This is a genomic window from Chryseobacterium sp. FH2 (assembly GCF_001045455.1).
In the GTDB taxonomy this organism is placed as follows: domain Bacteria; phylum Bacteroidota; class Bacteroidia; order Flavobacteriales; family Weeksellaceae; genus Chryseobacterium.
Genome location: NZ_LFNE01000001.1, coordinates 1 through 23991 on the forward strand (window position 1 = coordinate 1; position 23991 = coordinate 23991).

17 protein-coding genes and 2 tRNA genes are annotated in these 23991 nt (G+C 32.9%); 7 read left to right on the plus strand and 12 right to left on the minus strand.

The annotated features are described in order from the left end of the window. Positions 1 to 136 precede the first annotated feature (136 nt). A complete protein-coding gene (locus ACM39_RS00005) occupies positions 137 to 883 on the minus strand; it encodes a PAAR-like protein (protein ID WP_048508972.1) in 747 nt (248 codons plus the stop codon). A 4-nt stretch (positions 884 to 887) separates the two neighbouring features. Then, positions 888 to 1787: a hypothetical protein gene (locus ACM39_RS00010; RefSeq protein WP_131701378.1), complete on the minus strand. Its 900-nt coding sequence runs from the start codon at positions 1785 to 1787 to the stop codon at positions 888 to 890. A 678-nt stretch (positions 1788 to 2465) separates the two neighbouring features. Here ACM39_RS00010 and ACM39_RS00015 point away from each other — a divergent pair. After that, positions 2466 to 4178: a tetratricopeptide repeat protein gene (locus tag ACM39_RS00015; protein WP_048508974.1), complete on the plus strand. Its 1713-nt coding sequence runs from the start codon at positions 2466 to 2468 to the stop codon at positions 4176 to 4178. A gap of 293 nt (positions 4179 to 4471) precedes the next feature. Here the strand turns inward: ACM39_RS00015 and ACM39_RS00020 are convergent, their stop codons facing one another. The 3 genes from ACM39_RS00020 to ACM39_RS00030 form a co-directional block, all read right to left on the minus strand. Further along, positions 4472 to 4963 (minus strand): hypothetical protein, encoded by a 492-nt coding sequence (locus ACM39_RS00020; RefSeq protein WP_082140505.1) that lies wholly within the window; start codon positions 4961 to 4963, stop codon positions 4472 to 4474. Position 4964: 1 nt separating this feature from the next. Next, positions 4965 to 7337, minus strand: a complete 2373-nt coding sequence (locus tag ACM39_RS00025; protein WP_082140495.1) for a DUF4347 domain-containing protein — start codon at positions 7335 to 7337, stop codon at positions 4965 to 4967. Positions 7338 to 8141: 804 nt separating this feature from the next. Then, positions 8142 to 8318 carry a histone H1 gene (locus ACM39_RS00030; protein ID WP_048508977.1) on the minus strand — a complete coding sequence of 59 codons (177 nt, stop codon included), beginning with the start codon at positions 8316 to 8318 and terminating at the stop codon, positions 8142 to 8144. 623 nt (positions 8319 to 8941) lie between these two features. Here ACM39_RS00030 and ACM39_RS00035 point away from each other — a divergent pair. Continuing rightward, positions 8942 to 9970 (plus strand): hypothetical protein, encoded by a 1029-nt coding sequence (locus ACM39_RS00035; protein WP_048508978.1) that lies wholly within the window; start codon positions 8942 to 8944, stop codon positions 9968 to 9970. 466 nt (positions 9971 to 10436) lie between these two features. Here ACM39_RS00035 and ACM39_RS00040 read toward each other — a convergent pair. From ACM39_RS00040 to ACM39_RS00055, 4 genes are all read right to left on the minus strand, one after another. Then, a tRNA-Phe gene (locus ACM39_RS00040) sits at positions 10437 to 10509 on the minus strand. 116 nt (positions 10510 to 10625) lie between these two features. Then, positions 10626 to 10698 (minus strand) — tRNA-Phe (locus ACM39_RS00045). Between the two features lie 97 nt (positions 10699 to 10795). Further along, the gene (locus tag ACM39_RS00050) at positions 10796 to 12637 is read right to left on the minus strand and encodes a lysophospholipid acyltransferase family protein (RefSeq protein WP_048508979.1); all 1842 of its coding nucleotides are present in this window, start codon (positions 12635 to 12637) and stop codon (positions 10796 to 10798) included. Between the two features lie 22 nt (positions 12638 to 12659). Further along, entirely contained in the window at positions 12660 to 13898 is a 1239-nt protein-coding gene (locus tag ACM39_RS00055) for an aspartate kinase (protein ID WP_048508980.1), read from the minus strand. 324 nt (positions 13899 to 14222) lie between these two features. On the opposite strand from ACM39_RS00055, the gene fbp reads away from it, so the two are divergent. Further along, a complete protein-coding gene (gene fbp / locus ACM39_RS00060; protein ID WP_048508981.1) occupies positions 14223 to 15239 on the plus strand; it encodes a class 1 fructose-bisphosphatase in 1017 nt (338 codons plus the stop codon). Further along, positions 15240 to 16247: an o-succinylbenzoate synthase gene (locus tag ACM39_RS00065; protein ID WP_048508982.1), complete on the plus strand. Its 1008-nt coding sequence runs from the start codon at positions 15240 to 15242 to the stop codon at positions 16245 to 16247. It abuts the gene before it with no gap. Positions 16248 to 16486: 239 nt separating this feature from the next. On the opposite strand, the gene ACM39_RS00070 is transcribed toward ACM39_RS00065, so the two are convergent. Then, the gene (locus ACM39_RS00070) at positions 16487 to 17614 is read right to left on the minus strand and encodes an alpha/beta hydrolase (RefSeq protein ID WP_048508983.1); all 1128 of its coding nucleotides are present in this window, start codon (positions 17612 to 17614) and stop codon (positions 16487 to 16489) included. 158 nt (positions 17615 to 17772) lie between these two features. Between ACM39_RS00070 and ACM39_RS00075 the strand changes: the two genes are divergently transcribed. Together ACM39_RS00075 and ACM39_RS00080 are read left to right on the plus strand one after the other, a co-directional pair. Next, entirely contained in the window at positions 17773 to 19446 is a 1674-nt protein-coding gene (locus tag ACM39_RS00075) for a glutamine--tRNA ligase/YqeY domain fusion protein (protein ID WP_048509487.1), read from the plus strand. Positions 19447 to 19700: 254 nt separating this feature from the next. Further along, positions 19701 to 20882, plus strand: a complete 1182-nt coding sequence (locus tag ACM39_RS00080; RefSeq protein WP_082140496.1) for an MFS transporter — start codon at positions 19701 to 19703, stop codon at positions 20880 to 20882. A 26-nt stretch (positions 20883 to 20908) separates the two neighbouring features. On the opposite strand, the gene ACM39_RS00085 is transcribed toward ACM39_RS00080, so the two are convergent. After that, positions 20909 to 21871: a YpdA family putative bacillithiol disulfide reductase gene (locus tag ACM39_RS00085; RefSeq protein ID WP_048508985.1), complete on the minus strand. Its 963-nt coding sequence runs from the start codon at positions 21869 to 21871 to the stop codon at positions 20909 to 20911. Between the two features lie 164 nt (positions 21872 to 22035). Here ACM39_RS00085 and ACM39_RS00090 point away from each other — a divergent pair, with 164 nt between their 5' ends. Further along, positions 22036 to 22680 carry a hypothetical protein gene (locus tag ACM39_RS00090; protein ID WP_048508986.1) on the plus strand — a complete coding sequence of 215 codons (645 nt, stop codon included), beginning with the start codon at positions 22036 to 22038 and terminating at the stop codon, positions 22678 to 22680. Here ACM39_RS00090 and ACM39_RS00095 read toward each other — a convergent pair. Then, complete coding sequence (locus tag ACM39_RS00095; RefSeq protein WP_048508987.1) at positions 22677 to 23981, minus strand: glycosyl transferase family 1; 1305 nt, start codon at positions 23979 to 23981, stop codon at positions 22677 to 22679. The two genes, ACM39_RS00090 and ACM39_RS00095, sit on opposite strands and share 4 nt — an antisense overlap. Positions 23982 to 23991: the final 10 nt, after the last annotated feature.

Consider the following 23991-nt stretch of genomic DNA (forward strand, 5'->3'; position numbering starts at 1 on the left):
TTGCCAAAGAATCTCATCTTCCTTTACAGATGCAACATCTGCATTTTCATTAAATATAACACCATATTTTTCTGGCTCATTATTGATAATCGGAAAACGTTCTCCTTTTATTCCACTTAAAATTTTCTCCATAACTTTAAGAGTAATATTGGTTTTCGTCAGACTCAGCCTGAAATTCCTGCAAATCCAACCCGGGAAGAATTTGGTTCATCAGTTCTGCATCAGCTCTTTGCAGGTTGCTGTTTCCGATTTTTACGCTTTGCCCGTGATGCTTTATGGTGATTTTTCCGCCAACGGAGCACATCAGATAAGAGGTTTCGAGAAGAACACTTTTCTCCATTACTTTTACTTTTTCGTATGGTTTTATCCACTTTCCGATAGGTGCAAAACTGCAGGGATTATTGTTTTTTACTTTGCAGCTTCCAAAACACGAAGCACCTTCTTTAAATTTCAAATCTTCCACAGTTGCTGCCCATTTGTCGGTATCTTTGCTGTTGAAAACAGTTTTGGTGTGCGAAGTTACTTTTAAGGTAGCAGGAATTGCTCCTTTGTCACACAAACATTTTGCACCATCTACCACAAAATATTTATTGTCCTGCTCGGTGCGTTTTGCTTCTTCTTCCTTTTGTTTTTGTTCTTCTCTCTGCTTTTTTTCTTCTTGATATTCTTCCTGTTTCTTTTGCCGTACTTCTTCTGGGGAAAGTTTTTCTTTTTCAACGGTTAATTTTTTACCTTCCCGAATATCATAGCCAATTTGGTCCCGGATGTCTTCGCACCAGTTATTATGGAAACGTCTTAATGTATCTACGGAAACCCCGAAATCTTTGGCAAGGCTTTCCAGCGTCTCACCCTTTTTTACAATGTATATAAATCCTTTTTTCATTATTTTATCTGTGTTTTGGGAGTTTATTGTCTTCAATTTCTTCTATAAAAAAACTTTTATTTTTTCTCAGTTTTTCCTGCTCTTCTTTTTCATCATATACAACATGTATGTTTATTTCTCTTTCTTTGATCTCTTTCTTCTCAAAGATGTGTATTTCAACTTTTTCCTTATAGGTTGAGAAATAAAAGTTGATTATAATTGCATGAATACTTCGGTCCTTATTCAATAGGAAATAGCCTGAAACAATATCACTTTCTAATAATCCGGATTTTCCGCTAACTAAGATTTTTATTTTTCCATTTTCTGTATACTCATTCAAAATTTCTAAATCCAATGAATATTTTATTTTCTGCCCCGAGATAAAAGAAAATTCATAATCGATAGTCAAAGCCCTACCTATTCCATAATCCCCGTAAACAGGAAAGAAAAACAGAGAAAGAAATAAATCATTTCTTATACTGGTAAATAAATTGTCAGGATTTTTATATATTCTTCCAATGCGGTTAAGAAGAACTATTGTTTTTCCTGCTTCATAATATGCTTTAAAACCGGGAATAAAACTTTTCCATCTTTCCAGAATTTCTGAATGATTACAAATACTTTTAGGATAGCCATAAGAGTTTACAGCTAATCTTAAAGGAAAAATTGCCTGTGAAGCATAATAGATCAAATTGCCAACAAGTGTTTCGTCTGGCTTTTCATCATTAATAAGCAAATTACTCCGATTAATTTTTACAATAGTCTTTTTAGGCTCTTCATCAGTTTGCCCGTTATGGATAAAAGTAAAATCAAAAGACAATGTCTTTTCCGCAATTATACTTTTTTTAAGATAATTATAATGATACTCCCTTTCTTGTGTTTGCATTGCAGGAAGATACAAGTGTGTAGGAACAATTGTTTTCATCAAATACATGTGCTTTTGTGTCAATACAAATTTAAAATATTTATTGAAACATCAAATAAAAATATTTTCGAGTTAATTTTTAAAAATTTATTGTATGGCGAAGATCAGTGAGAGCCTGAAAATAAGATCCACTTAATCCGTCTCATTGAGATGGATTTAAGTGGATCTTCCATAAAATATATTTTTTATTTCTTGTCGGCCTGCGGCTAAGTTTTTTTAATATTATGTAATCTGGGTTAAAAAAATATTTTTTTAATTTAATGAATTAAGCTAATTAATGCACTATTATTTAGTGTGCTGGTGATTTGTTAATTATAATTAAGTTTTGTAAGAAATAACAAAAAGTTCTATATATGTTTTAAGTAGAGATGCAGTATTGTGTATTTTACCTATAATTTTCCTTATACAGAGCTAAATTGCTTAATCCAGCTATATTATTTATCATATTAGCTCGAAATTATTGCTTATTTGACTTCACGTATGTGTTTTGGGTGTTAATTATTGTTAGTGTAAACTTTTTTTTATAATTAAAATATTAATAGAAATAAGGTAAGTACCTAAAAATGAACAGCTATATTTTGAAAAACATTAATATTGTATGTTTTAAATTACTGTTATTAAATTTGATTCTAATGATAATTATAATGTAATTTGTGAAAAGAAGATAAATAAAGCATTATGGAGAGAATTTTACTATTTTTAGTTATGGCATATATGTGCGTATGCTTCTCATGTACTCCTTCAAAAAGTGAACTTAATCAATATTTTTTTGATATTAATCGTGAAGTTTCGGTAGCTGTAGCCGGGCACGATATTGAAAAAATTAAAGACATATACAATCGGGAACTTAAAAAATATAAAGAATTTAATACAAAACAATACCTTATTAGCAGCAAATTTGTTGAGCTTTCTCTTTATCAGAATAGATATGATAAGGACAAACAATTATTGTTATATGAGCTTATCAAGATAAATGACGATCAGTATGATTATATTTCCATAGCCTGTAATTATTACCTCTCAATTCAGCTTGAAAATACTTCTCCTGAGCTTTCTTTAGAATTTCTGAAAAAAGCAATTGTTCTGGATGAAAAATCAGGTAAGAATTATTTTTTACCTCATTTGTATCATCAGCAAGGTAGATATTATTATCAACTAAAAAATTACAATAAAGCATTATTCTATTTTAATAAATGTTTAAAAACTCTTGATAAAAGCAGTATTATTTTTATAGCTTCTATGCATAATAATTTTGCATTATGTTATCACAAACTGGGCAAAACAAATCTCGCTATTGAAGAGACTAATAAAGCAATAAAATTACTGGAGGAAAAGAAAAATAAAGTAGTTGAAGATGAACTTTTTTTACATTACATACAGGGAAATCTGGGAGATTATTACGTAAAACTAAAAAACTATTCTAAAGCAAAAGAGCTCTATAAAAATGAATTTGATTTTGAAAAGAAGGGGGGCTTTATGAGGGAAATAACATCCTCAAGTAAAAGGCTGTTTTCATTATACAGCCTGACAAATGACCAAGAAGGGTTTGAAGAGCTCATTGAGTTTCTTTCCGGTAAACAGGATGCTCCTACAACACTTTCAGACAAAATACAGATAAACAGGATGCTCCAGAGTTATTATGGGGCTAATAATGATTTACAAAAATTAAAAATATTTTCTGCAAATGGCATAAAGCTAAATGAAGAGTACAATTCTCAATTGGTAAAAAATCAAATAGAAACATCTGATTTACTCAATTCTTATATTGTTAAGAATGCAAACCAAAAATATATTTACGAAAAAAAAAGGAATATTTCACTTATACTGATTATTACACTTTCAGTTATTCTTTCTATTGTTATCATTAATAATATTATTTCTCGTAATAAAAAAGAGCGTGAGTTGATAAAAAAGCAGAAAATAATTTTGGAAGACAGTAAAAAACTTCTTGAGCAGGATATTGAGATCCAGGAGCAAAAACTGAAGAATCTGTACTTGGGGTTTAATCTCAAAATAGAAATGGAAAAAGCTTTTCTAGATAGCCTAAAAAGTACAAAAAGAAATAAAGAACAAGATATTGAACAAGTTTTAAAAGATCTCTTGTTAAAATTAACCAATCTGATCCAGATTGATAAAAGAAATTATGATTTGAAAGCAGAAAGTTCTTTACAGAATGAACTATTTATTAAAAGGCTTTCAAAAAGATATTCCAATCTCACCAATCATGAATTAAAACTTTGTGTTTACTTTAGATTAGGCCTGTCATCTAAAGAGATTTCTTCATTCGAAAATACTACTCCCAATACCATAAGGGTTTACAAAACAAAAATAAAAACAAAAATAGGATTAGAGAGAGAATATGGATTAGATGATTTTTTGAAAAATATCTAATAGAATAAAAATAGAAGTCAGAGAATTTTATTATTAAAATTATTTTGGTCTCTTTTCGCAAGTGTTCAGATATAAACCGTGATTGAAGATTGGCAATATATACATTGATAAATGGTTAAATATTATTTGTTGAGTTTTCTTTTTTATTTTCCATGTTTATACCAGTTGTAGAGCACAGCTAATCTCATAGATAAATATCTCAGGCATTAATTGGCAGGTTTGGCTTAAATCAGATTCTTTTAATATTAAATAATCCTTAGGTGTGAATAAGGAGATTGGGGAATCTGTCTGATTTATTTCCAGAAAAACCATTCTGTACCATTGTAAACACAAATAAGTTTAGTAGTGGGGTCGTAGCAGATCATTCCGGCGGCAGGGGATTTTACATTGGTGACAGGGTCTGTTATTTTAGGAAGAATGAGTGCTTTGTCGGCAGATTCTAAAACCAATACTCCGCTTGCTGTGGAAGATGACGCTCCAATAATAACTCCACTGGTGGTAATATCGTTACCTGCAATAAGAGTTGGGCTGTTTCCTGTTTTGTCTGACAGATCCGTCCATGCCCCGTTGAAATATTTTACTCTGGATGTGGTTAGGTCAAAAACCATTGTTCCCGGCTCTGCAGTGGTCATAGTCTCACTATCCAGCACCCGTGGTAAGATAATACCGTTAGTAGTGCCTACAGGAAAATCTAAAATGCCACTGCCATCTACTTGTTCTTTTCCTATTGCTACTTGTGCGCTTGCTATAGAAGATAGAAATAATAAAAAAATTAGCTTTTTCATATTAATTACAGGTTTGTTGTATACAGTTCCAGGATGTTCCATTATAAAGCTTGATACAGTTTTCGTCTGTATCATAAACAATCATTCCTTCCACAGGTTGTGGAATTGCGGTTTCGGGATTACTGATTCTTGTAATGACAAAGCCTTTGCTGTTGCCTTCAAGAGCGATAAATCCATTATTTACATCATAAGGCCAGTTGTTTGAACTTCTTACATCTCTGATTGATATACCTACCTTGGTTCCGGAATTAGGAGTTCCTGTTGCCCCGGGTTTAGAGCATGGACATGTATCGCTTTTAATAAAATTAGAATTGATTGTACACCCGCCGGGCGTGGTTACGATGATGCTGTATTCAGCGGGAGATATATCTGTAACCGGGAGAGTATAGGTATTGCTGGTAGCTCCTGAAATCAGGACCCCGTCTTTGTACCACTGGTAAGTTCCTAATCCTGTTGCTACAGATAATGTAGACTGTCCGATGCAAGCTTGCGGATAAGGGGTATTTAATGAAATGGTTACGATCGGGCTGGTTCCAAAACCTGAAAAGTACCCTCCAAAACCGGCATTAGTGTCAGCTCCCAATAAATCAGCCTGAATTGTTCCTGTAGATGTTACTTTCACGTTTTTCACATTATTAACAGCATCTCCGATAAGATATTTATAGCTTACCCAATTGCTGTTTCCGTCTACAGCTCCGGCACTTTGAGTTGGAACTGCTGTATTTCCATTTATGGTTACGGTAGGAGTATTTCCTGCTGTGGTAAGAACAGACAAGGTTGTATTGGGATAACCGGTACTGCCTATTTTATGGGCATCGGGAATTAGATCAATATCATTTTGACCAAAACATGATAAAGGGGCTACAAGAACAATATTATTGGTAGCTCCTCCTGCGCTTCCATATATTTTGTGAAATACATATGAGGGTTTACTGGCTTTAAGATAGAGATTTCCGTTAGCATTAAAGTTTCCTGCTGCATTGATTACTGCGTAATCTCCGGCATTCACTAATGTTACTAGAGGAGTAGAAGAACCGTTTACAGTAACCTCTGTATTGTCTGCGGTTGCTACGACAATCAACCTTTCATTATTACCGCCTGCACCCTGCATGATAATGTATTCATTACCTATCTGATTTACAGGGATAAGCTGATCCATACCAAAATCTCTTGCAGTACCAGAAGCTCCCAGCATCATGAGTCCTCCCACTATGACACTTATGTTCTTATTTGAAATAATTTTTGATCCCAACCAACCTGTATCCTGTATTGTTGTTGCTCCTGTTTTTACGGGTGCATAAAGGATAAAGGTTTCCCCTTTCTGTAAGGTTCTATGAAATGATGTGCCGATAAGTGGCGTGGGATTACTGCCATTTAGGAACTCCATTCCGGGTTTAATGTTTGAGATTTCTATGTTTGTATTATCTTCCGTAGCCATGATTGATAATATATTACCTACATCTTCTGTTGTGGTGGAATTCTGTGTCGGGGCTCCTCCCCATCGGAATTCTTTTCCTAAAGCTGCTTCTCCTTTGGTGAGAACCGTGCCCGCATGATTGGTTTGCCGTCCTCGATAATTAACATAAAAATTACCTGTGGATGTAAATACAAGTCCCGCAGAATTACCGGAAATAATAGTTCCTGCACTTGTGGAAGGCAATGTTATAGGAGACTGCCCCGGAGTAATCACTGTATTTGATGGATTCACAAAGCTTATTCTTTTAGGTTGGGCATTATTTATTGTGATTAACCCATCAGTGATAATAGTAGATGTATTGTTATTAATATCTAAAACTGACATCCTTGGATTGCCGTTTCCGGAAGCATAATTCACAGATATGGTAATATCAGATACAGAAGGTGTGGAAAGGTAAATAAATTCCTGAGTGATATCGAGTGGGTAATTGGTGAAAATAATAGGATTAAGATAATGGATATTGTCCAGTTGCAGGTTTCCGTTGTAGGAAATCTTTAAGGTATTTGGGCTTTTGCCATATTCCAATATCCAATTGCCGTTTTTTCCGGTTATATCTTCAGACGCAGAAATTTTAACATGAAGATTCTTCTCAAGATATGTTACTGCTTCTTTCCCTTTTTCCCCTTTTGCAAATTCGCAACCATAGATAAGCAGTTCTTTTCTGTTTTTTATTTTATCTTTAAAAAAATCTAGTATCTCTTTTTTTTCCAGCCACTGTCCGTTAATAAAAAGTTCACCAGGTTTTCCGTGAGAGAAAATGTGAAAAGTTTTTTTCTCATCCTTAATTTTTAAGACAGGGAAATTTGATAATGCATGATCTATAAAAACAGAAGGAGAATTTTTGCCCATATAGAGTAGTGATACGAACAAAGAAATAAGAAATAAAAAATTTTTCATAGCTTAAATATTTAAATGATGCATGAGAATGGGAAAGATGTAATGTGGTGTAAGCTGTCATTATATTGTAAATTATCCGTTCTTGTCTTGGCGGATAATTGTTTTTAAGGTGATTGCAGTTTATGAGCTGTTATTCTAAATTCAAATTTTATTTAAGGATAAAGAAGGCTTTGATTTTGATAAAATTCTTGCACTTAATCATCATTTTTCATTGCATAGGTAAGCTAGCCGTCGGTAGCTGTTTTTTTATAGCTAATTTAATTTTTCTCCTAATAACCCGACACTCATTCCCTTCAATCTGGATTTCGAAATAAATAAAATGAATTGCATCAAATCACTAAATCAGTGGTAAAACCCGTAATATATAATGTTGTTTGAGGAACTGCGTTGTTTCTACCAATTTGGGCTGATAAGTATGAATATGTTAATGCAAAAATAACCGGGATGTAAAATTTTCTTTTCATATTAAGTTTTTTAGGAAAAATTAAATTATTTGATTATAAAAGGTCTAGAATTTTTTTAATGAGCTAGTAAGTAAACTGATCACCGGCTCAAGTAATTTGATTTGACTGTGTTTTTAGAATCGTTTAGTTCTAGTATTCAAAATATTTTCAAATAAAAGCCTCTTCTTAATTTTAGGTTTAGGGAATTTTCTCTCATCATCTGTTTGTTACATCTTTAAGAGGAAACTAAGAAGAGGAATTTAATAATATACTTAAGAAATGAGCGATAAAAATAATTTACATATTAAAAACGAGGAAATGTTAAATTCTTCCAAGCTTTTTATTTAAAATAACTTTTATATCATTTTTTCGAATGTTCAATTGAAGATTTTCTAAATTCTTTAAATAGTTTACCAAGTTCCAAAGCTGATTTGCGGGCTCTCATTCCTGCTGTCTTATTTCCTTTGTCTGATTGTAGATTTGAATTAATACTAAATGTTTCGAATTCAATGTTGATTTTTTCAATTAAGTTTTTCATGTTATTATTTAAATTTTTAAAGGTTTTTTTATTCTAAATCTTTTATTCTCAGGTCTAGAGTAAATTTAGTAATTAAGTAGTAATATGGTAATTGAAGATTATGGATAACTAATGATTTGAAGACGTAAGAATCATTTAAATGTTTATAAATCAGTATTTTGTATAGTTTGTTTGTTAATGTTTTATTTAAATAATATTAATTTTTTTATGTAAAAAAATATGCTTTTGTTCCTTTTTTTAGTGTAAATTTTAAATATTTTATTAGTCAGTAATGGAAAATGAAGAAAAAAGCCTCCTTTTTTATATTCATTACGGTTTGCTTTGTGGCTTTTCTTTGTTTAACCGGTTCAAGTGTAAAATCTATTAAAAATGGTATAGTAAAAATTTAATTTTTATTTTTTACCAGGTTAAATTTATTAATTACACACCACTTTTTTTTCTTTTTTCTTTTTAATAAGTATTTCTTTTTCAGTTGATTAATGTAATTGTAAAATGCCAAATTTTTAATAAATAGTATTAGCCTTGATACAGCAATATGAAAAATTAGAGCTATTTGTTCTAATTTTATTACGGAAGTGATTTAATCATATCTATGCAATAATATAAATATAAAATTTATTACAATGAGAAAGAAAATTATTCTTTTAGGTCTTTTGGTGATTGCGCCATTGGCATATTCTCAAGTTGGGATTAATACTTCTAATCCCCAAGGTATGTTACACATTGACGGGGCAAAAGATAATCCTGAAACAGGAGCCCCAAATGCCATACAGCAGGCCAACGATTTTACTGTGACTTCGGCAGGAAAAGTTGGAATCGGAACTATTATTCCTTCATCAAACCTTCACATAATAAATAGCGGAACAGCTACAGGTATTGGAAATGGTGAAGCTACAAATACCGGGCTGTTGGTAGAAAACCTTACAGCTAATAGTTCCATTCTATCTATTTTAAGGACAAGCGGAACTACAGGAATAAAACAAGTTGTAATGGGTATAAATCCAAATTTCAATGGAAATAACGGTGTATTTGCTATTTCTCGTGTTCCTGGTGGGGGCGATTTGTCAGTGGATTTAACTTTGGGAAATATAGGTGTTGCTACAAATACTCCTACAAATACTTTAGATGTTGCTGGTAGCACCAGAGTAAGAACTTTAGAGGTAGCGGCAGGAGCGACAATTATTACACCTGTTTATTCTAATACTGATGGTGTTTTAAATAAAGCAGTAAATAATACTTATGGAACTGTTTTGAATAATAGTATCACTAATATCGCACCTGGTGCAACAGCAGATTTAATTACAAATATTCCTAATGGTGGCAGCTACAAAGCTATTGTAATGACTGGTAATGGTTGTGGCCGGCGTGTTATTGCCGAGTATTATGTAACAAATACGGCCCTTAATAATGCTTTCTCCATTAAAGGTATTGATGGACTTCTTAATACTGATACAACCTCTAAAGGTCCTACATTTACAGAAGTGAATAGAAATACGACAACAGTTAATTGGCCTGGGACTATACCAACTTGTGCAGGAACACCTACACCTTTTAACTATACGCTGACCATGCCTGTAGCAGGGACAATAAGCATTACTAATAATGGAACTGCCAGCTTAGATTATACTATAATCCTAACAAGATTAATCTAATTAGTTAGCCATCATTCATAAGAAAATAGTATTGAAGTAAAAAGTGAACTGTTTAGCAGGGTAAAACCTCTCCATGTTTACCTGGTATTGAATTTTAACTTTAATGTTATGAAAAAAGTTAGGAAAATTACAATTTAGAAATCGAAGATTCGACGTACTCAACTTAACATCCAAACAGTTTTATTAAGTGAGCACAGTGTCTTGAATATTTTTAGTAGAAACATCGAAAGCGGGTGTAGAATACTGGTAAGTGCTATGGGGAATGGAAATCAATAGTCATAAGCATCTAAAAGCTTCAATATTTTTTTGAACATTTTTTGGTACAACTGAAAATCTTTTTAAACTGTCTTCAGGGACAAAAAAGGACTAAATTTGACGGACACTATTAACTAAAACAAAAATCCCTTCTAAACATTGTTTAAAAGGGATTTCTTGATTGATTAAGTTAAATTGTATTTAACTTCTGTGGTTTCTCCAGGAATCGAACCAGGGACACATGGATTTTCAATCCATTGCTCTACCAACTGAGCTAAGAAACCATTAGTTTGTACTTCGTTTTTGAAGTGGTGCAAAAATAATAATAAATATTAAATCTCGCAAATTTTATTTAAAACAAATTTGAAGAAAAAACCACCTTTTTACAGGTGGTTTTTTGTGGTTTCTCCAGGAATCGAACCAGGGACACATGGATTTTCAATCCATTGCTCTACCAACTGAGCTAAGAAACCATTCTTTTACTTCGTTGTTTTAAAGTGATGCAAAAGTAGTGAGTTTTACGATATGAAGCAAGTATTAACAATATTTTTTTAGATAAAAACTAAAAACCTACTGATTCTCAGCTGTATTATTTTCCTGTTCCTTTCTTATCTGCTCGCTCATTTCCTCTAATACAGGCTTTATCGTGCTTTCCGGAAGATCACTTATTCTAATATACATCAGTCCGTCAATCGCATCATTGAAGTTTGGATCTACATTAAAGGCAATTACTTTTGCATTTTGCTTGATATATTTTTTAATCAAAACAGGTAATCTCAATTCCGGCTCAAGGTCATCAATGATTTTATCTAATTTATTTAAATCAGATTCCATTTCCTCAAAGAAAATATTTTTATCTCTTTCACGAAGTTTTACCTTATATTCATTTCTTGGTGTAATGTATTGAGCTACAGCTGAATCATAATAATTAGAACGCATAAACTCAATCATCAGGGATTTTGAAAACTCGGAGAATTTGTTTGAAATACTTACACCTCCCATCAAAAATTTGTGATCAGGGTTCCTTAAGCAAACATGCACGATTCCTCTCCATAAAAGGAAAAGCGGAAGCGGTTTCTGCTGATATTCCTGACAAATATATGCCCGTCCCATTTCGATCACCTTTTTAAAGAAAGGGTGGATATCTTGCTCAAATTCAAACAATGAACTTGTATAAAAGCCTTTAATGCCTGATTTTTTCATGACTTCTTTACCCAAAGCCATTCTGTAAGCGCCCACCAATTTTTCTTCAGCATTATCCCAAAGAAAAAGATGATGATAATGTTTGTCATATTCATCCAAATCAAAAGGAAGGTTGCTTCCTTCACCCACCGCACGGAATGTAAGTTCCCTCTGACGCCCGATTTCCCTCATTATCGAAGGTATTTCTTCATACGCCGTAAAATAAACTTCATAATTCCCGTTACTGAAAAACATTTTATCAGTACCTCTCAGTTTGCTGATGTCTTTTAGAATATCTTCTTTTGGTGTTTCATCGATGATATTCTGAACGATATTTTCTTCTTTTAGCAAAGGGAACTTTAACGATAGATTCTGGAGATTAATAACCTGAGCAAGGGATTTTCTCTTTTCATAATAAGATTTCATCATATAAACCTTACGTTTCAAAAACTCACCCAGTTCTTCAATGTTTTCCATTTCATCCATCGCCTTTACCATGATAGGTTTTCCGATCCTTATTCTGATAGGTTTTTCCCTGTCATTCATCATTTCTGCCGGAAGCATCAATGTCTGTAAATTCGGATGAAGTTTTGCCACCTGATAAAAAAGGCGGCTGTTTTTCGCATGGAAATACATAGGAACTACCGGTACTTTTGCCATTTTTATCAGCTTAAGAGCGGGTTTTTCCCATTCTTTATCTAAAATTTCTCCGTAAGGATTGTTTTTGTTTGACACTTCTCCTGCAGGAAAAATACCTACACAGCCTCCGTTTTGTAAATGCTTCAGTGTTTCGCGCATTCCGGAAGAGCTGCTGTAAGCACCTTTTCTGTTTTCAAAAGGGTTTACAGAAATCACATACGGTTCCATAGGTTTTATTTTTTCCAAAAGAAAATTACCCATCACTTTGAAATCCGGACGTACTTCTGATAAGATTTTACACATCAAAATTCCGTCAATTGCCCCCAGTGGATGATTAGAAACCAAAATAAATGGTCCCGTTTTAGGAATTTTTGCCAAATCTTCCTCAAAAGCTATATAGCTTAAGTTTCTCTCTCTCACAAATGAGTCGAAAAAGTCTTTACCTTCCTTGTCTTTTAGTGTATCATACAGTCTGTTAACTTCATTTATTTTAGCAATGCTCATCACAGCAGATGCTACAGGATTCTTTAGAAACCCTATTTTACTTAAGCCGGAAGCTTGAATTAAATCGCTTTTCGAAATTAAACTCATATGTGTTTAGTCGCTATTAGTTTTATTGTGTTACCATTTGAAGTGTGTTTTTGGAAATTTGCTCCATTAATACACTTTTTTCCTGGTAAAATTTATCAATGTTCTCCATTTTTGCATTTCTTACAGTAAATAAAGATACATTTTTCACCACTTCCGTTTTAAATACTTTTTGAAGCTCGTCATTAAGCTCGTCAATGGTATTAAATTTATCTTCCAAACATAAAGCTAATGAAATTGCAGAATTCTGCATCAAAGAAACTTTGATTTTATATTTAGACAAATACCCGAAGATTAAGCTCATATGATCTTCTGCGATGAAAGAAAAGTCTCTTGTAGAGATTTTCAATAATGTTTGATTTTCTTTCAAAATATATGATTCTTCACTTTGATTTTTACCTGAAGCCCCTACTTTTGTTCCTTCTTTTGTAGGATCCACGAAAGATTTTACGTAGAAAGGAATATTTTTTTGTTGAAGTGGCTGCAAAGTTTTCGGATGAATGACACTTGCTCCGTAATATGCCATTTCGATTGCTTCTTCATAAGAGATATTTGAAAGAAGGGTGACATCTTTAAATTTTCTCGGATCACCTGTCATTACTCCCGGAACATCTTTCCAGATGGTCATCGCTTCAGCATTTAAACAATAGGCAAAAATGGCAGCAGAGTAATCAGAGCCTTCTCTTCCTAAAGTTACTGTGAAATTATTATCATCAGAACCGATGAAACCTTGTGTTACGTAGCAGATTTCAGGATTTAAATTGGAAATAAATTCCTCAGTTCTCGTCCAGTCTACTACACCTTCTCTGTAAGAATTATCCGTTTTTATATAATCTCTTGCATCAAGCCATTGATTGGTAAACTGAATTTCATTTAAATATTCACTTAAAATTTTAGTAGAAATCATTTCCCCACAGCTTACAACCTGATCATAAACAAAACTGTAGTTTGGAGATTTGTTTCTTCTTAAAAAAGAATCAATATCATCAAAAAAAAGATTAATTTCTGCAAAAACAGCATGGTTTTCAGGGAATAAGCCTTCTGCTATTTCTATGTGTTTTCGTTTTATTTTTTCAATTTCCGTTTGGTAATTATCTTTTTTGAAATAAAGCTCTACAACTTTTTCCAGCTCATTAGTGGTCTTGCCCATTGCTGAAATTACCAGCAAACATTTGGCAAATCCCTGGCTTTTTAAAACCATTGATACATTTTTTACACTTTCAGCATCCTTCACTGACGCTCCACCAAACTTGAAAATTTTCATTAAATTGTTAAAAATAAAATTGTTAGATAAAAATTACATGAGTTTTTTACGGGTGTCAAAATTATAAATTTACAACGAGATATGAAATAGCCTAGTGATACGATAGATTAAGATTTTATTAAAATCTGAAGTAAATAGGGATTTGTTGAAAATTAACTCACTTTGTAAGAGTAATTGGTGATTATTTTGAATGTTGAAATTTAGCGATAAGTGTTAAAATTGTCCTCTATTACTCTGAAAAACAATAGTTAATGTCTTTTGTCAGAAAAATTTACTTATTGTGATAAATTTTACGAAATTTGGAGAAAACGTAAAAAGAAAAATATGTCAGATCAACCATTACAGACTTTAGGAGAATTTCTTATTGATAAGCAGGATGATTTTCAGTATTCTACGGGTGAATTTTCACGTCTTCTAAGCGCAATAAGATTAGCTTCAAAAGTTGTAAACAGAGAAGTCAATAAAGCAGGAATTGCAGATATCATAGGAAAGGCAGGGAATGAAAATATTCAGGGAGAAGAGCAGCAAAAGCTTGATGTAATTGCCAATGAAATTTTTATCACGGCTTTATCACAAAGAGAGGTGGTTTGCGGTATTGCTTCTGAGGAAAATGATGATTTTATTGACATTAAATGTGGGGAAAACGGCCATTTAAGCAAATATGTAGTATTGATAGATCCTCTTGACGGCTCTTCAAATATTGATGTAAATGTCTCCGTAGGAACGATTTTCTCAATTTACAGGAGAGTTACCGAGCCAGGGACTCCTGTTCAGTTAGAAGACTTTTTACAAAAAGGTATCAATCAGATTGCAGCAGGATATGTTATTTACGGTTCGTCAACGATGATTGTTTATACTACCGGAAATGGGGTAAACGGATTTACATTAGACCCGTCTTTAGGGACATATTATCTTTCTCATCCGAATATGAAGTTTCCAAAAACGGGTAAAATTTATTCTATCAACGAAGGAAATTATATCAAATTTCCTCAAGGCGTTAAAAACTACCTTAAATATTGCCAGATGGAAGAGGGAGACAGGCCTTATACTTCAAGGTATATAGGTTCGTTAGTTGCTGATTTTCATAGAAATATGTTGAAAGGTGGAATTTACATTTATCCTTCCTATTCACAAGCTCCAAACGGGAAGTTGAGATTATTATATGAATGTAATCCTATGGCATTTTTAGCCGAACAAGCTGGCGGAAAGGCAACAGACGGCTTCAGAAGAATTTTGGAAGTCGAACCCACAGAGCTTCATCAAAGAATTCCGTTTTTCTGCGGAAGTATCGATATGGTGGAAAAAGCAGAAGAATTTATGCGAATCGATAGTGTAAAATAAATGAAAGCAGAATATTTTAGATACTTATTACAATTTAAACGCCCGAGTGGAACATCTCGCGGCGTTTTGCTTGATAAAGAAACTTTTATCCTTGAAATTTCAGAAAATGGAAAGAAAGGGATAGGAGAGTGTGCTGTTTTCAGAGGCTTAAGTGTTGATGACCGACCAGATTATGAAGAAAAACTGGAATGGCTTTGTGAAAATATTCAACATAGTCCTGAATTTTTAAAGGAAAGATTAAAAGAATTCCCATCGATTTGGTTTGGTTATGAGCAGGCTGTTCTGAATTTAAAATATGGTAAAAATCTATATTTCCCGAGTGAATTTACGGAAGGTAAAGCTCCGATTATTATCAATGGGTTAATTTGGATGGGCGGCATCAATTATATGGAAGAACAGATTCAGGAGAAACTGGAAAAAGGATTCCATTGTATTAAATTAAAAATAGGTGTCAACTGGAAATCTGAGCATGAAGTTCTTCAGAAATTAAGAGAGAAATATTCAAAGGATAAATTAGAACTTCGGGTTGATGCAAACGGAGGTTTTACCAAGGAAGAAGCTAAGATTGTTTTACAACAATTAGCAGACTTACATATTCACTCTATTGAGCAACCAATTAAAGCTGGAAATGGGAAGGATATGGCCGGTTTGTGTGCTGAAACCTCTACTCCGATTGCATTAGACGAGGAATTAATCGGGATTATTGATTTTAATGAAAAGAAAAACCTGCTGAATGCAATAAAACCGCAATATATTATATTGAAACCAGCTTTAATAGGAGGTTTTGCAGGTTCTGATGAATGGATTTCCCTTGCTGAAGAACGAAATATCGGTTGGTGGATTACTTCTGCTTTAGAAAGTAATATTGGATTGAATGCTATTGCTCAGTATACATTTACAAAGCATAGTAAAATGCCTCAAGGTCTTGGAACAGGAGGGCTTTTTACTAATAACTTTGAAGGCCAATTAGATCTTCGGGGAGAAAGGTTATTTTTTAATAGAGAATAATTTTAGGCTCAAATATTATGGTGTATTTTTTGTTAATACACAATTTAAATCACATCTTTTATAAAAATTGTTTTCTTAATATATTCTAATATGTAAGAAAATCTTTTTTTTAACTTTTTCATAATAAGGATTTGTTAGTATTTCTCTGATTAATGAAAAATTGCAATCATTATGCCATTGTTTGGTGAATTTTCAACTTTAACATATTACATTTTTAATGCCAAATTTTTAAATTAATGTTAAGAAATAATTGTGAAAATATTTTCGTTATTCTTTATTCTGTCAGTAATAAGATTTCTATCTACACCATACAAATTCTGGAAAATGTCATTCTGTGCCTGCGAACTGGAAAGATATCCCCAATGGTTTCCGATTTCAAATTTGAAAGAATCCAGAATATCATTTTCAATAAATGTACAGTCGATAATGGAAACAATGTCTTTAAATTGGTTAATATTACTTGGTCCATTTTTTCCTAACCTTGGGGTGAGGATATTTTTTGTGAATTGTGAAATTCCAAGAATGGTATCTTTTCTGTTCAGATAAATAGAAATCCTGTTTGCGAGCATGGGAAGTTTATTAAAGGAATCTTCAGATTCTTCAAAAATTTTATACGTTACGTCTGCATTTAATAATAATACCTGGTCGATTACTCTCAGAATATTTTCTCTTTTCAGGCTGTATAACATACTTTGGAGAACACGATTTCCCATTGAATGAGCGATAATATGAATTCTTTGGTTACACGGAGAAAGATCTCGGTTTGAAAATATGTCCTTTAAAAATTGAGTGTAAAAATAAAAAAGTCTCATCAGCGAAGCTCCGGAATTGATACTTGAGGCTTTATCATCAAAATAAGTCAACGGAATGATGCTGCTCGAAGCCGGCCAACTCACAAATAATATATGTTCGATGGGTGATGCTGCATTATCAATGAATATTTTTTTCAGGTCAATAATTGCTTTTAACTCATCATCAAAATCATAAGCATACCCATGAATAAATATCAAAACATCGCTTCTGTCTTTTGTAGAAGACATATTTTTATACAATTCATAAAACATTCTTTGGGTTCCTCCGAGATTATTGGCTGTTAAAGCTGATTTCTTTATGCCTTTTTCGTTTAATAAGACATCCAAGACATTCTGATATCCTTGTTTTTCAGGTTCGGAAAAAAGTTTATAGTTTAAAATATTTCGATTCGTATAGTCTTTTTTCTTTTTGGCTGCTGTCGGATCTTTATAATTATCAAAATCACATTTTGCTATTCTGAAATTAGGAATTGAGTATTCATCATTAGAAAATGAATCTGCTTTTTCGCCTTTATGACGAATAATTTTACGATTGCTTAGGATATAAACAGCCATATTCTGATTATTTTGAGAAACGGTTTTTAGTTCTTTCTAAATTAAACAAAAAATATTGAATTATTAAGAATTATACTTTAAATTATAATTTTCATAGACTCCTAAAATTTCCTAAATTTGCAAATTGTCGTATAATGCGGCATTTAAAGCGAAATTTAATGGAAGAAGAAAAAAAATCACTCAATTTTATTGAGCAAATTATCGAAGATGATTTGGCAAACGGTTTGAAAAAAGATCAAATTCGTTTCCGTTTTCCGCCTGAACCAAACGGTTATCTGCATGTAGGTCATACAAAAGCGATCTGCATCAACTTCGGTTTGGGTGAAAAATACAATGCTCCCGTAAACCTTCGTTTCGACGATACGAACCCTGAAAAAGAAGAGCAGGAATTCGTAGATTCTATCATGAAAGACGTTGAATGGCTAGGTTTTAAATGGGATAAAGTTTTGTACGCATCCGATTACTTCCAGCAGCTTTACGATTGGGCAGTTCAGTTGATCAAAGAAGGAAAAGCTTATGTAGATGAGCAACCTTCTGAGGTGATTACAGAGCAGAGAAAAAATCCTACAGAACCCGGAGTAGAATCTCCATTCAGAAACCGTCCTGTTGAAGAGTCTTTAGATTTATTTGAAAGGATGAAAAACGGAGAATTTGAGGAGGGCTCAATGTCTCTTCGCGCAAAAATTGACATGGCTTCACCAAACATGAATATGCGTGACCCTGTTATGTACAGAATTTTGAGAAGACCTCACCACAGAACAGGTACGGTATGGAAAATTTATCCAATGTATGACTGGGCTCATGGTGAATCTGATTATATTGAACAAATTTCGCATTCACTTTGTTCTTTAGAGTTTGAAAATCACAGACCACTTTACAACTGGTATCTAGATCAAGTCTATGAAGAAGGAAAGGTTAAAAATAAGCAAAGAGAATTTGCAAGGATGAACGTTTCTTATATGATCACCTCTAAACGAAAGCTACAAAGGCTTATTGCCGAAAATGTGGTGAACGGATGGGATGATCCTAGAATGCCTACGATTTCCGGAATGAGGAGAAAAGGATATACACCTGCTGCGATTAGGAATTTTATTGATAAAGTGGGAGTTGCGAAAAGAGAAAACTTAATTGAAATTCAGCTATTAGATTTCTGTGTTCGAGAAGATCTTAACAAGGTTGCTAAACGTGTGATGGCAGTGGTAGATCCTGTAAAATTGGTGATTGAAAACTATCCTGAAGATAAAGAAGAGTGGTTAGAAACTGAAAACAACCCTGAACAGGAGAATGCAGGAACAAGAGAAGTACCGTTCTCGAGAGAGTTATATATTGAGCGTGAAGACTTTAAAGAAGAAGCCAATAATAAATTCTTCAGACTAAAATTAGGTGGTGAAGTTCGTTTAAAATCTGCTTACATTATCAAAGCTGAAAGAGTGGAGAAGGATGAAAACGGAGAAATCACTACGATTTATGCTACTTATGATGAAAAATCTAAGTCAGGAAGCGGAACGGAAGAAAGCTTAAGAAAAGTAAAAGGTACATTACACTGGGTTTCTGCAAAACATGCAATTCCTGTGGAAGTAAGAATTTACGATAAATTATTCACTGTGGAACAGCCGGATGCTGAGAAAGATGTGGATTTCCTGAACTTTATTAATCCTAATTCTGTTTCTACGATTCAGGGATTTGCTGAACCCAGCTTAAAGGATGTAGTAGTAGGAGAACCTCTTCAGTTCCAGAGAATTGGGTATTTTACAAAAGATCAGGATTCTACAGATTCTCGTTTTGTGTTTAATCGTACGATGACACTAAAAGACTCTTATAAGCCGGAGTAAAAATTTATTGATATCAATATAAAATATAATATGAAACAGGGCTTAATTTTTAAGCTCTGTTTTTTATTTAAAACCTTATGTTGTGACTTCGTTAAATGTATGGCTGAGCTTTACAAAGTTAAAAACATAAAGAAAGAAAATATTTATTAAAACCCTAAATAGCAAATTACAAATTATTAAATTAAACTTGAGAAATTGTGAAATTAATAAATCTATATACAAATTCATTTAAAGGGCTGTCACAGGAAAGCTGGATGTTAGCACTTGTAATGCTCATCAATCGTGCCGGTTCTATGGTACTTCCATTTTTAGGAGTTTATATGACAGATCATTTGCATTTTAGTATTGAAAATACAGGAATCGTTCTGAGCTTTTTTGGAATTGGATCAGTCCTTGGTTCTTGGCTTGGAGGAATGATTACCGATAAAATAGGGGAATATAAAGTGCAGTATCTCAGTTTATTATTGAGTGTACCCCTATTTTGTTTGATTTCGGTTTTTAAAACCGAAGTTGGAGTAGCAGGTATCATTTTAACCCAAAGTATTGTAAGTGAGACATTTCGCCCTGCAAACTCGGTAGCAATTACAAAATATGCAAAGCCTGAAAATATCACCAGGGCATTTTCATTAAACCGTATGGCAGTCAATCTGGGATTTTCAATTGGTCCTGCTTTAGGTGGAGTCTTATCTGCTATTTCTTATGAATTTTTATTTTTCAGTAATGCTTTTGCAGCTTTATTGGCTGGTTTAATGTATATCGGATTTTTTTCGAAACGAAATAAACTGGCAAAAATTAAAGCTAAAAAAGTAAAAGAGGCCATCGTAATTAGGAAAGAAGATTCGCCGTATAGAGATAGTAAGTTCCTGGTGTATTGTGCCTTTTGTATGCTGTTTTCAATTTGTTTTTTCCAGTTATTCAGCACATTGACTATATTTTATAAAGATACTGCGAAGTTAAGTCAACAAAATATAGGGTATATTTTAGGATACAGCGGGTTCTTAATTGTTTTGCTCGAAATGGGATTTGTACAAATTGCAGAAAAGTATTTTAGCTTAGCTGTGACCATGCTTTTAGGAACTTTTATTTGTGGATTTTCTTACGCTATGATGGCTTTTGATTACAGTATGATTACTTTGGTTGTTTCCATGACATTGCTTTGTATTGGGGAAATCTGGACATTACCTTTTATGTCAACAATCACAGCTTTGCGATCAGGGGCAAACAATAAAGGAGCTTATATGGGCTTGAATGGAATTTCGTTTTCAATAGCATTTATCATTACTCCATATATCGGGACTATGCTTGCTCAAAAATTTGGGTTTAATGCTTTATGGATTGGAACCGGAATTTTAGCGACAATAATTGCGATTGCATTTTACTTTATTGTTCCCTGGATGTTGAAAGATAAAAGAGAAAATCTAGCAATTGAAAATTAGAATTTGATGGGAAAATGTAGTTTTTATTATTTTGAAAGAATATGTTGAACAATCATTTCTGCATGAATTCTTGAATTTTCAATAAACCAAAGATGTGTATCTTTTCCTCCGCAAACTACTCCTGCAAGGTAAAGGTTTTTCACATTGGTTTCCATGGTTTCAGGATTGTAAAGTGGATTTAAACAATCTCCTTGTAATTCAATCCCTGAATTGTTCAGGAAATCAAAATCCGGAATATAGCCGGTCATGGCTAAGACAAAATCATTGTCAATTTCATGAATTTGCCCATCTTCATTCTTAAAAATGACAGATTTTTCTTTAATTTCAATGATTTCGGAATTAAAATGAGCTTTGATATTTCCTTCTGCAATTCTGTTTTCAATGTCTGGTTTTACCCAATATTTTACACTTTTGGAAATCTCAGAATGACGAATAATCATTGTCACTTCAGCTCCTTTCCTATAAGTTTCCAAAGCAGCATCTACTGCGGAATTACTTGACCCTACGACAACAATTTTCTGTTTAGCATAAGGATAAGGCTCAGTATAATAATGTTTCACTTTTGGCAGATTTTCTCCGGGAATATTCATCAGATTTGGAATATCATAGAATCCTGTTGAGATGATTACGTTTTTTGCAAAATATTTTCCTTTTGAAGTTTCAATTACAAAAACATCATTTTCTTTTGAAACCTTTACAACCTTTTCATATAGATTAATGTTTAGATTTTGCTGTCTTGTAATACCCTGGTAATATTCTAAAGCTTCTTGTCTGCCTGGTTTAGGCGCAGTTGAAATAAATGGGATTCCCGCAATTTCCAGCTTCTCTGCAGTTGAGAAAAATTTCATATATAAAGGATAATTGTATAATGAATTGACAATGGTTCCTTTTTCGATAATTAAATAAGTAAGATTATTTTTCTGGGCTTCAAGAGCACAATTCAGACCGATTGGTCCACCTCCGATGATGAGAATATCTAGAATTTCCATAGAGCAAATGTACAAAAAAGCAGTCAGGAAAAGGCTTCAGGGTAAACGCAAAAAACTATAGATTCAATAACCAAACTCTATTTCATCTATTAAATAACTCTTTAATTCTCAAACTTAAATATGGCATCAGATTTGGTGAATTATTAGTCACAAACATTAAAAATATGAAAAAGTTATTCGTTTCATTGCTCGTTTTAAGTATAGTAGCCTGTACTAAGAACCCGGATAAATTTGTTGACAATACAACAGATTCAGTGGTACAGGTAAAAGTTGACAGTGCAAATACAAACCAAAATCAGCATACAGCCAATAAAGATCTTGCTTTAAAACAAATCAATGAGGAAGTTGTACAAATATTAAAGGATAGGAATTATAAGAAGTTCAGTGATTATATTCATCCTGAAAAAGGCGTGAGATTTTCAATGTATGCATTTGTAAATATGAAAGAAGATAAAAATTTTTCAAAAGCAGATTTTATAAAATATCAGCCGACAAAAACCATTTTTACTTGGGGAACGATGGATGGTTCAGGTGATTTGTATAAAGCAACCATTAATGATTATCTTACAAAATGGGTATATTCAAAAGATTTTGTAACAGGTCAGGTCTCGTTAAATGAATTTCAGGGAAAAGGAAATTCGTTAAATAATTTAAAGGAAATGTATCCAAAAGCAGATTTTACGGAAAACTTTATCAAAGGTTCGGAAGCTAATGCAGAAATGGATTGGAAATCGCTTCGTTTTGTATTTGAAGAGTTCCAGGGAAGGTATTATCTTGTTGGGGTTATCAATGATCAATGGACGATTTAATCTAAAATTTCAATCAATTTTTTAGTTAAGTTTCTTCTTGAGAATTGCTCAATATTTTGTGTGTTTTCAAGAAGATTTCTATTTTTCCAAAGCTCAAATTTTTCTAAAATAAAATCTTTAATCGTCTCAGAATCATTATAGCTGAAGTGTCTTCCTGCTTTTGTCTCGTCTAAAATTTTCGAAACATCTGCTTGATTGGGCCCAAACGAAATGATTTGCTTTCCTGTCGCTAAATACTCAAAAATTTTTCCGGGAATAATTCCCTTTGAAGATTCGTCAGGAAAGTTAGTTATCAATAAAAGCGATGATTTTGCCATTTCTTCGACAGCTTTATCATGAGACAGATATCCAAGATTGAGAATATGCTTTTTTAAACTTGAATTTTCAATTGAATTTAAAATTTTATCATCAATTCTTCCCACAAATTTCAGAGTAAAATTTTGTGCAAAATCAGTGTTTGTTTTCACCAAATAGTCGAGGGTTTTCCAAAGGTTTTCGGGATTTCTTAACTGTTCTAAAACGCCGATATAGCTTAACGTAAATTTTTGTTCGGGGGGGTGAGTGTGTGGTAATTTTTGAGTTTGAGTGATGGCATCTGTTTCATCAAACCCATTCGTAATACAAACTGCATTTGCCCCGTTTTTACGAAAATTTTCAGCATCTGTATAACTTGTAGCCAAAGTAATATCTGCATTTTTGAAAACAGAATTTTCTAACTGGCGGTGTTTTTGGTCTGAACTTTTTGTGAGTTTTAAATGTTTATAATAAGAAATTTCTGTCCAGGGATCACGAAAGTCTGCAATCCATTTTAAATTTGGAAACTTCTTTTTTAAGTTTAAACCAATTAAATGAAGAGAATGGGGCGGTCCCGAAGTTACCACAACATCTATTTTATTTTCTTTTAAATAGTGTTCTAAAAATTTTACGGAAGGTTTTACCCAAAAAACTCTTGCGTCAGGAATGAAAAAATTCCCTCTTATCCAGATTGAAAGCTTTGATTTCCAGCTTTGATTTTTACCGACATCAAATTGTCCGGCTTTGAATTTTTTATTACTTTTATTAAGTTTCTCGGCTAATTGGTAAGGTTCCCAGATTTTTGTTTTTACAGTTTCAATGTCTTCTGGGATATCTTTTACCAGGCTTTCATCCAACAATGGATAACTTGGATTTTCAGGAGTATAAATCACGGGTTTCCATCCAAATTCGGGCAAATATTTTGCAAACTTTAGCCATCTTTGAACACCAGGACCTCCCGCAGGAGGCCAGTAATAGGTGATGATCAATATTTTTTTTTGTTCCATTGAACTTTTA

Coding starts and splice junctions, on each gene's coding strand:
- ACM39_RS00080 (WP_082140496.1), top strand. CDS start 19,701: ATGTTAGCACTTGTAATGCTCATCAATCGTGCCGGTTCTATGGTACTT.
- ACM39_RS00090 (WP_048508986.1), top strand. CDS start 22,036: ATGAAAAAGTTATTCGTTTCATTGCTCGTTTTAAGTATAGTAGCCTGT.
- ACM39_RS00035 (WP_048508978.1), top strand. CDS start 8,942: ATGAGAAAGAAAATTATTCTTTTAGGTCTTTTGGTGATTGCGCCATTG.
- ACM39_RS00070 (WP_048508983.1), bottom strand. CDS start 17,614: ATGGCTGTTTATATCCTAAGCAATCGTAAAATTATTCGTCATAAAGGC.
- ACM39_RS00020 (WP_082140505.1), bottom strand. CDS start 4,963: ATGAAAAAGCTAATTTTTTTATTATTTCTATCTTCTATAGCAAGCGCA.
- ACM39_RS00005 (WP_048508972.1), bottom strand. CDS start 883: ATGAAAAAAGGATTTATATACATTGTAAAAAAGGGTGAGACGCTGGAA.
- ACM39_RS00085 (WP_048508985.1), bottom strand. CDS start 21,871: ATGGAAATTCTAGATATTCTCATCATCGGAGGTGGACCAATCGGTCTG.
- ACM39_RS00065 (WP_048508982.1), top strand. CDS start 15,240: ATGAAAGCAGAATATTTTAGATACTTATTACAATTTAAACGCCCGAGT.
- ACM39_RS00055 (WP_048508980.1), bottom strand. CDS start 13,898: ATGAAAATTTTCAAGTTTGGTGGAGCGTCAGTGAAGGATGCTGAAAGT.
- ACM39_RS00075 (WP_048509487.1), top strand. CDS start 17,773: ATGGAAGAAGAAAAAAAATCACTCAATTTTATTGAGCAAATTATCGAA.
- ACM39_RS00050 (WP_048508979.1), bottom strand. CDS start 12,637: ATGAGTTTAATTTCGAAAAGCGATTTAATTCAAGCTTCCGGCTTAAGT.
- ACM39_RS00010 (WP_131701378.1), bottom strand. CDS start 1,787: ATGAAAACAATTGTTCCTACACACTTGTATCTTCCTGCAATGCAAACA.
- ACM39_RS00015 (WP_048508974.1), top strand. CDS start 2,466: ATGGAGAGAATTTTACTATTTTTAGTTATGGCATATATGTGCGTATGC.
- ACM39_RS00030 (WP_048508977.1), bottom strand. CDS start 8,318: ATGAAAAACTTAATTGAAAAAATCAACATTGAATTCGAAACATTTAGT.
- fbp (WP_048508981.1), top strand. CDS start 14,223: ATGTCAGATCAACCATTACAGACTTTAGGAGAATTTCTTATTGATAAG.
- ACM39_RS00025 (WP_082140495.1), bottom strand. CDS start 7,337: ATGAAAAATTTTTTATTTCTTATTTCTTTGTTCGTATCACTACTCTAT.
- ACM39_RS00095 (WP_048508987.1), bottom strand. CDS start 23,981: ATGGAACAAAAAAAAATATTGATCATCACCTATTACTGGCCTCCTGCG.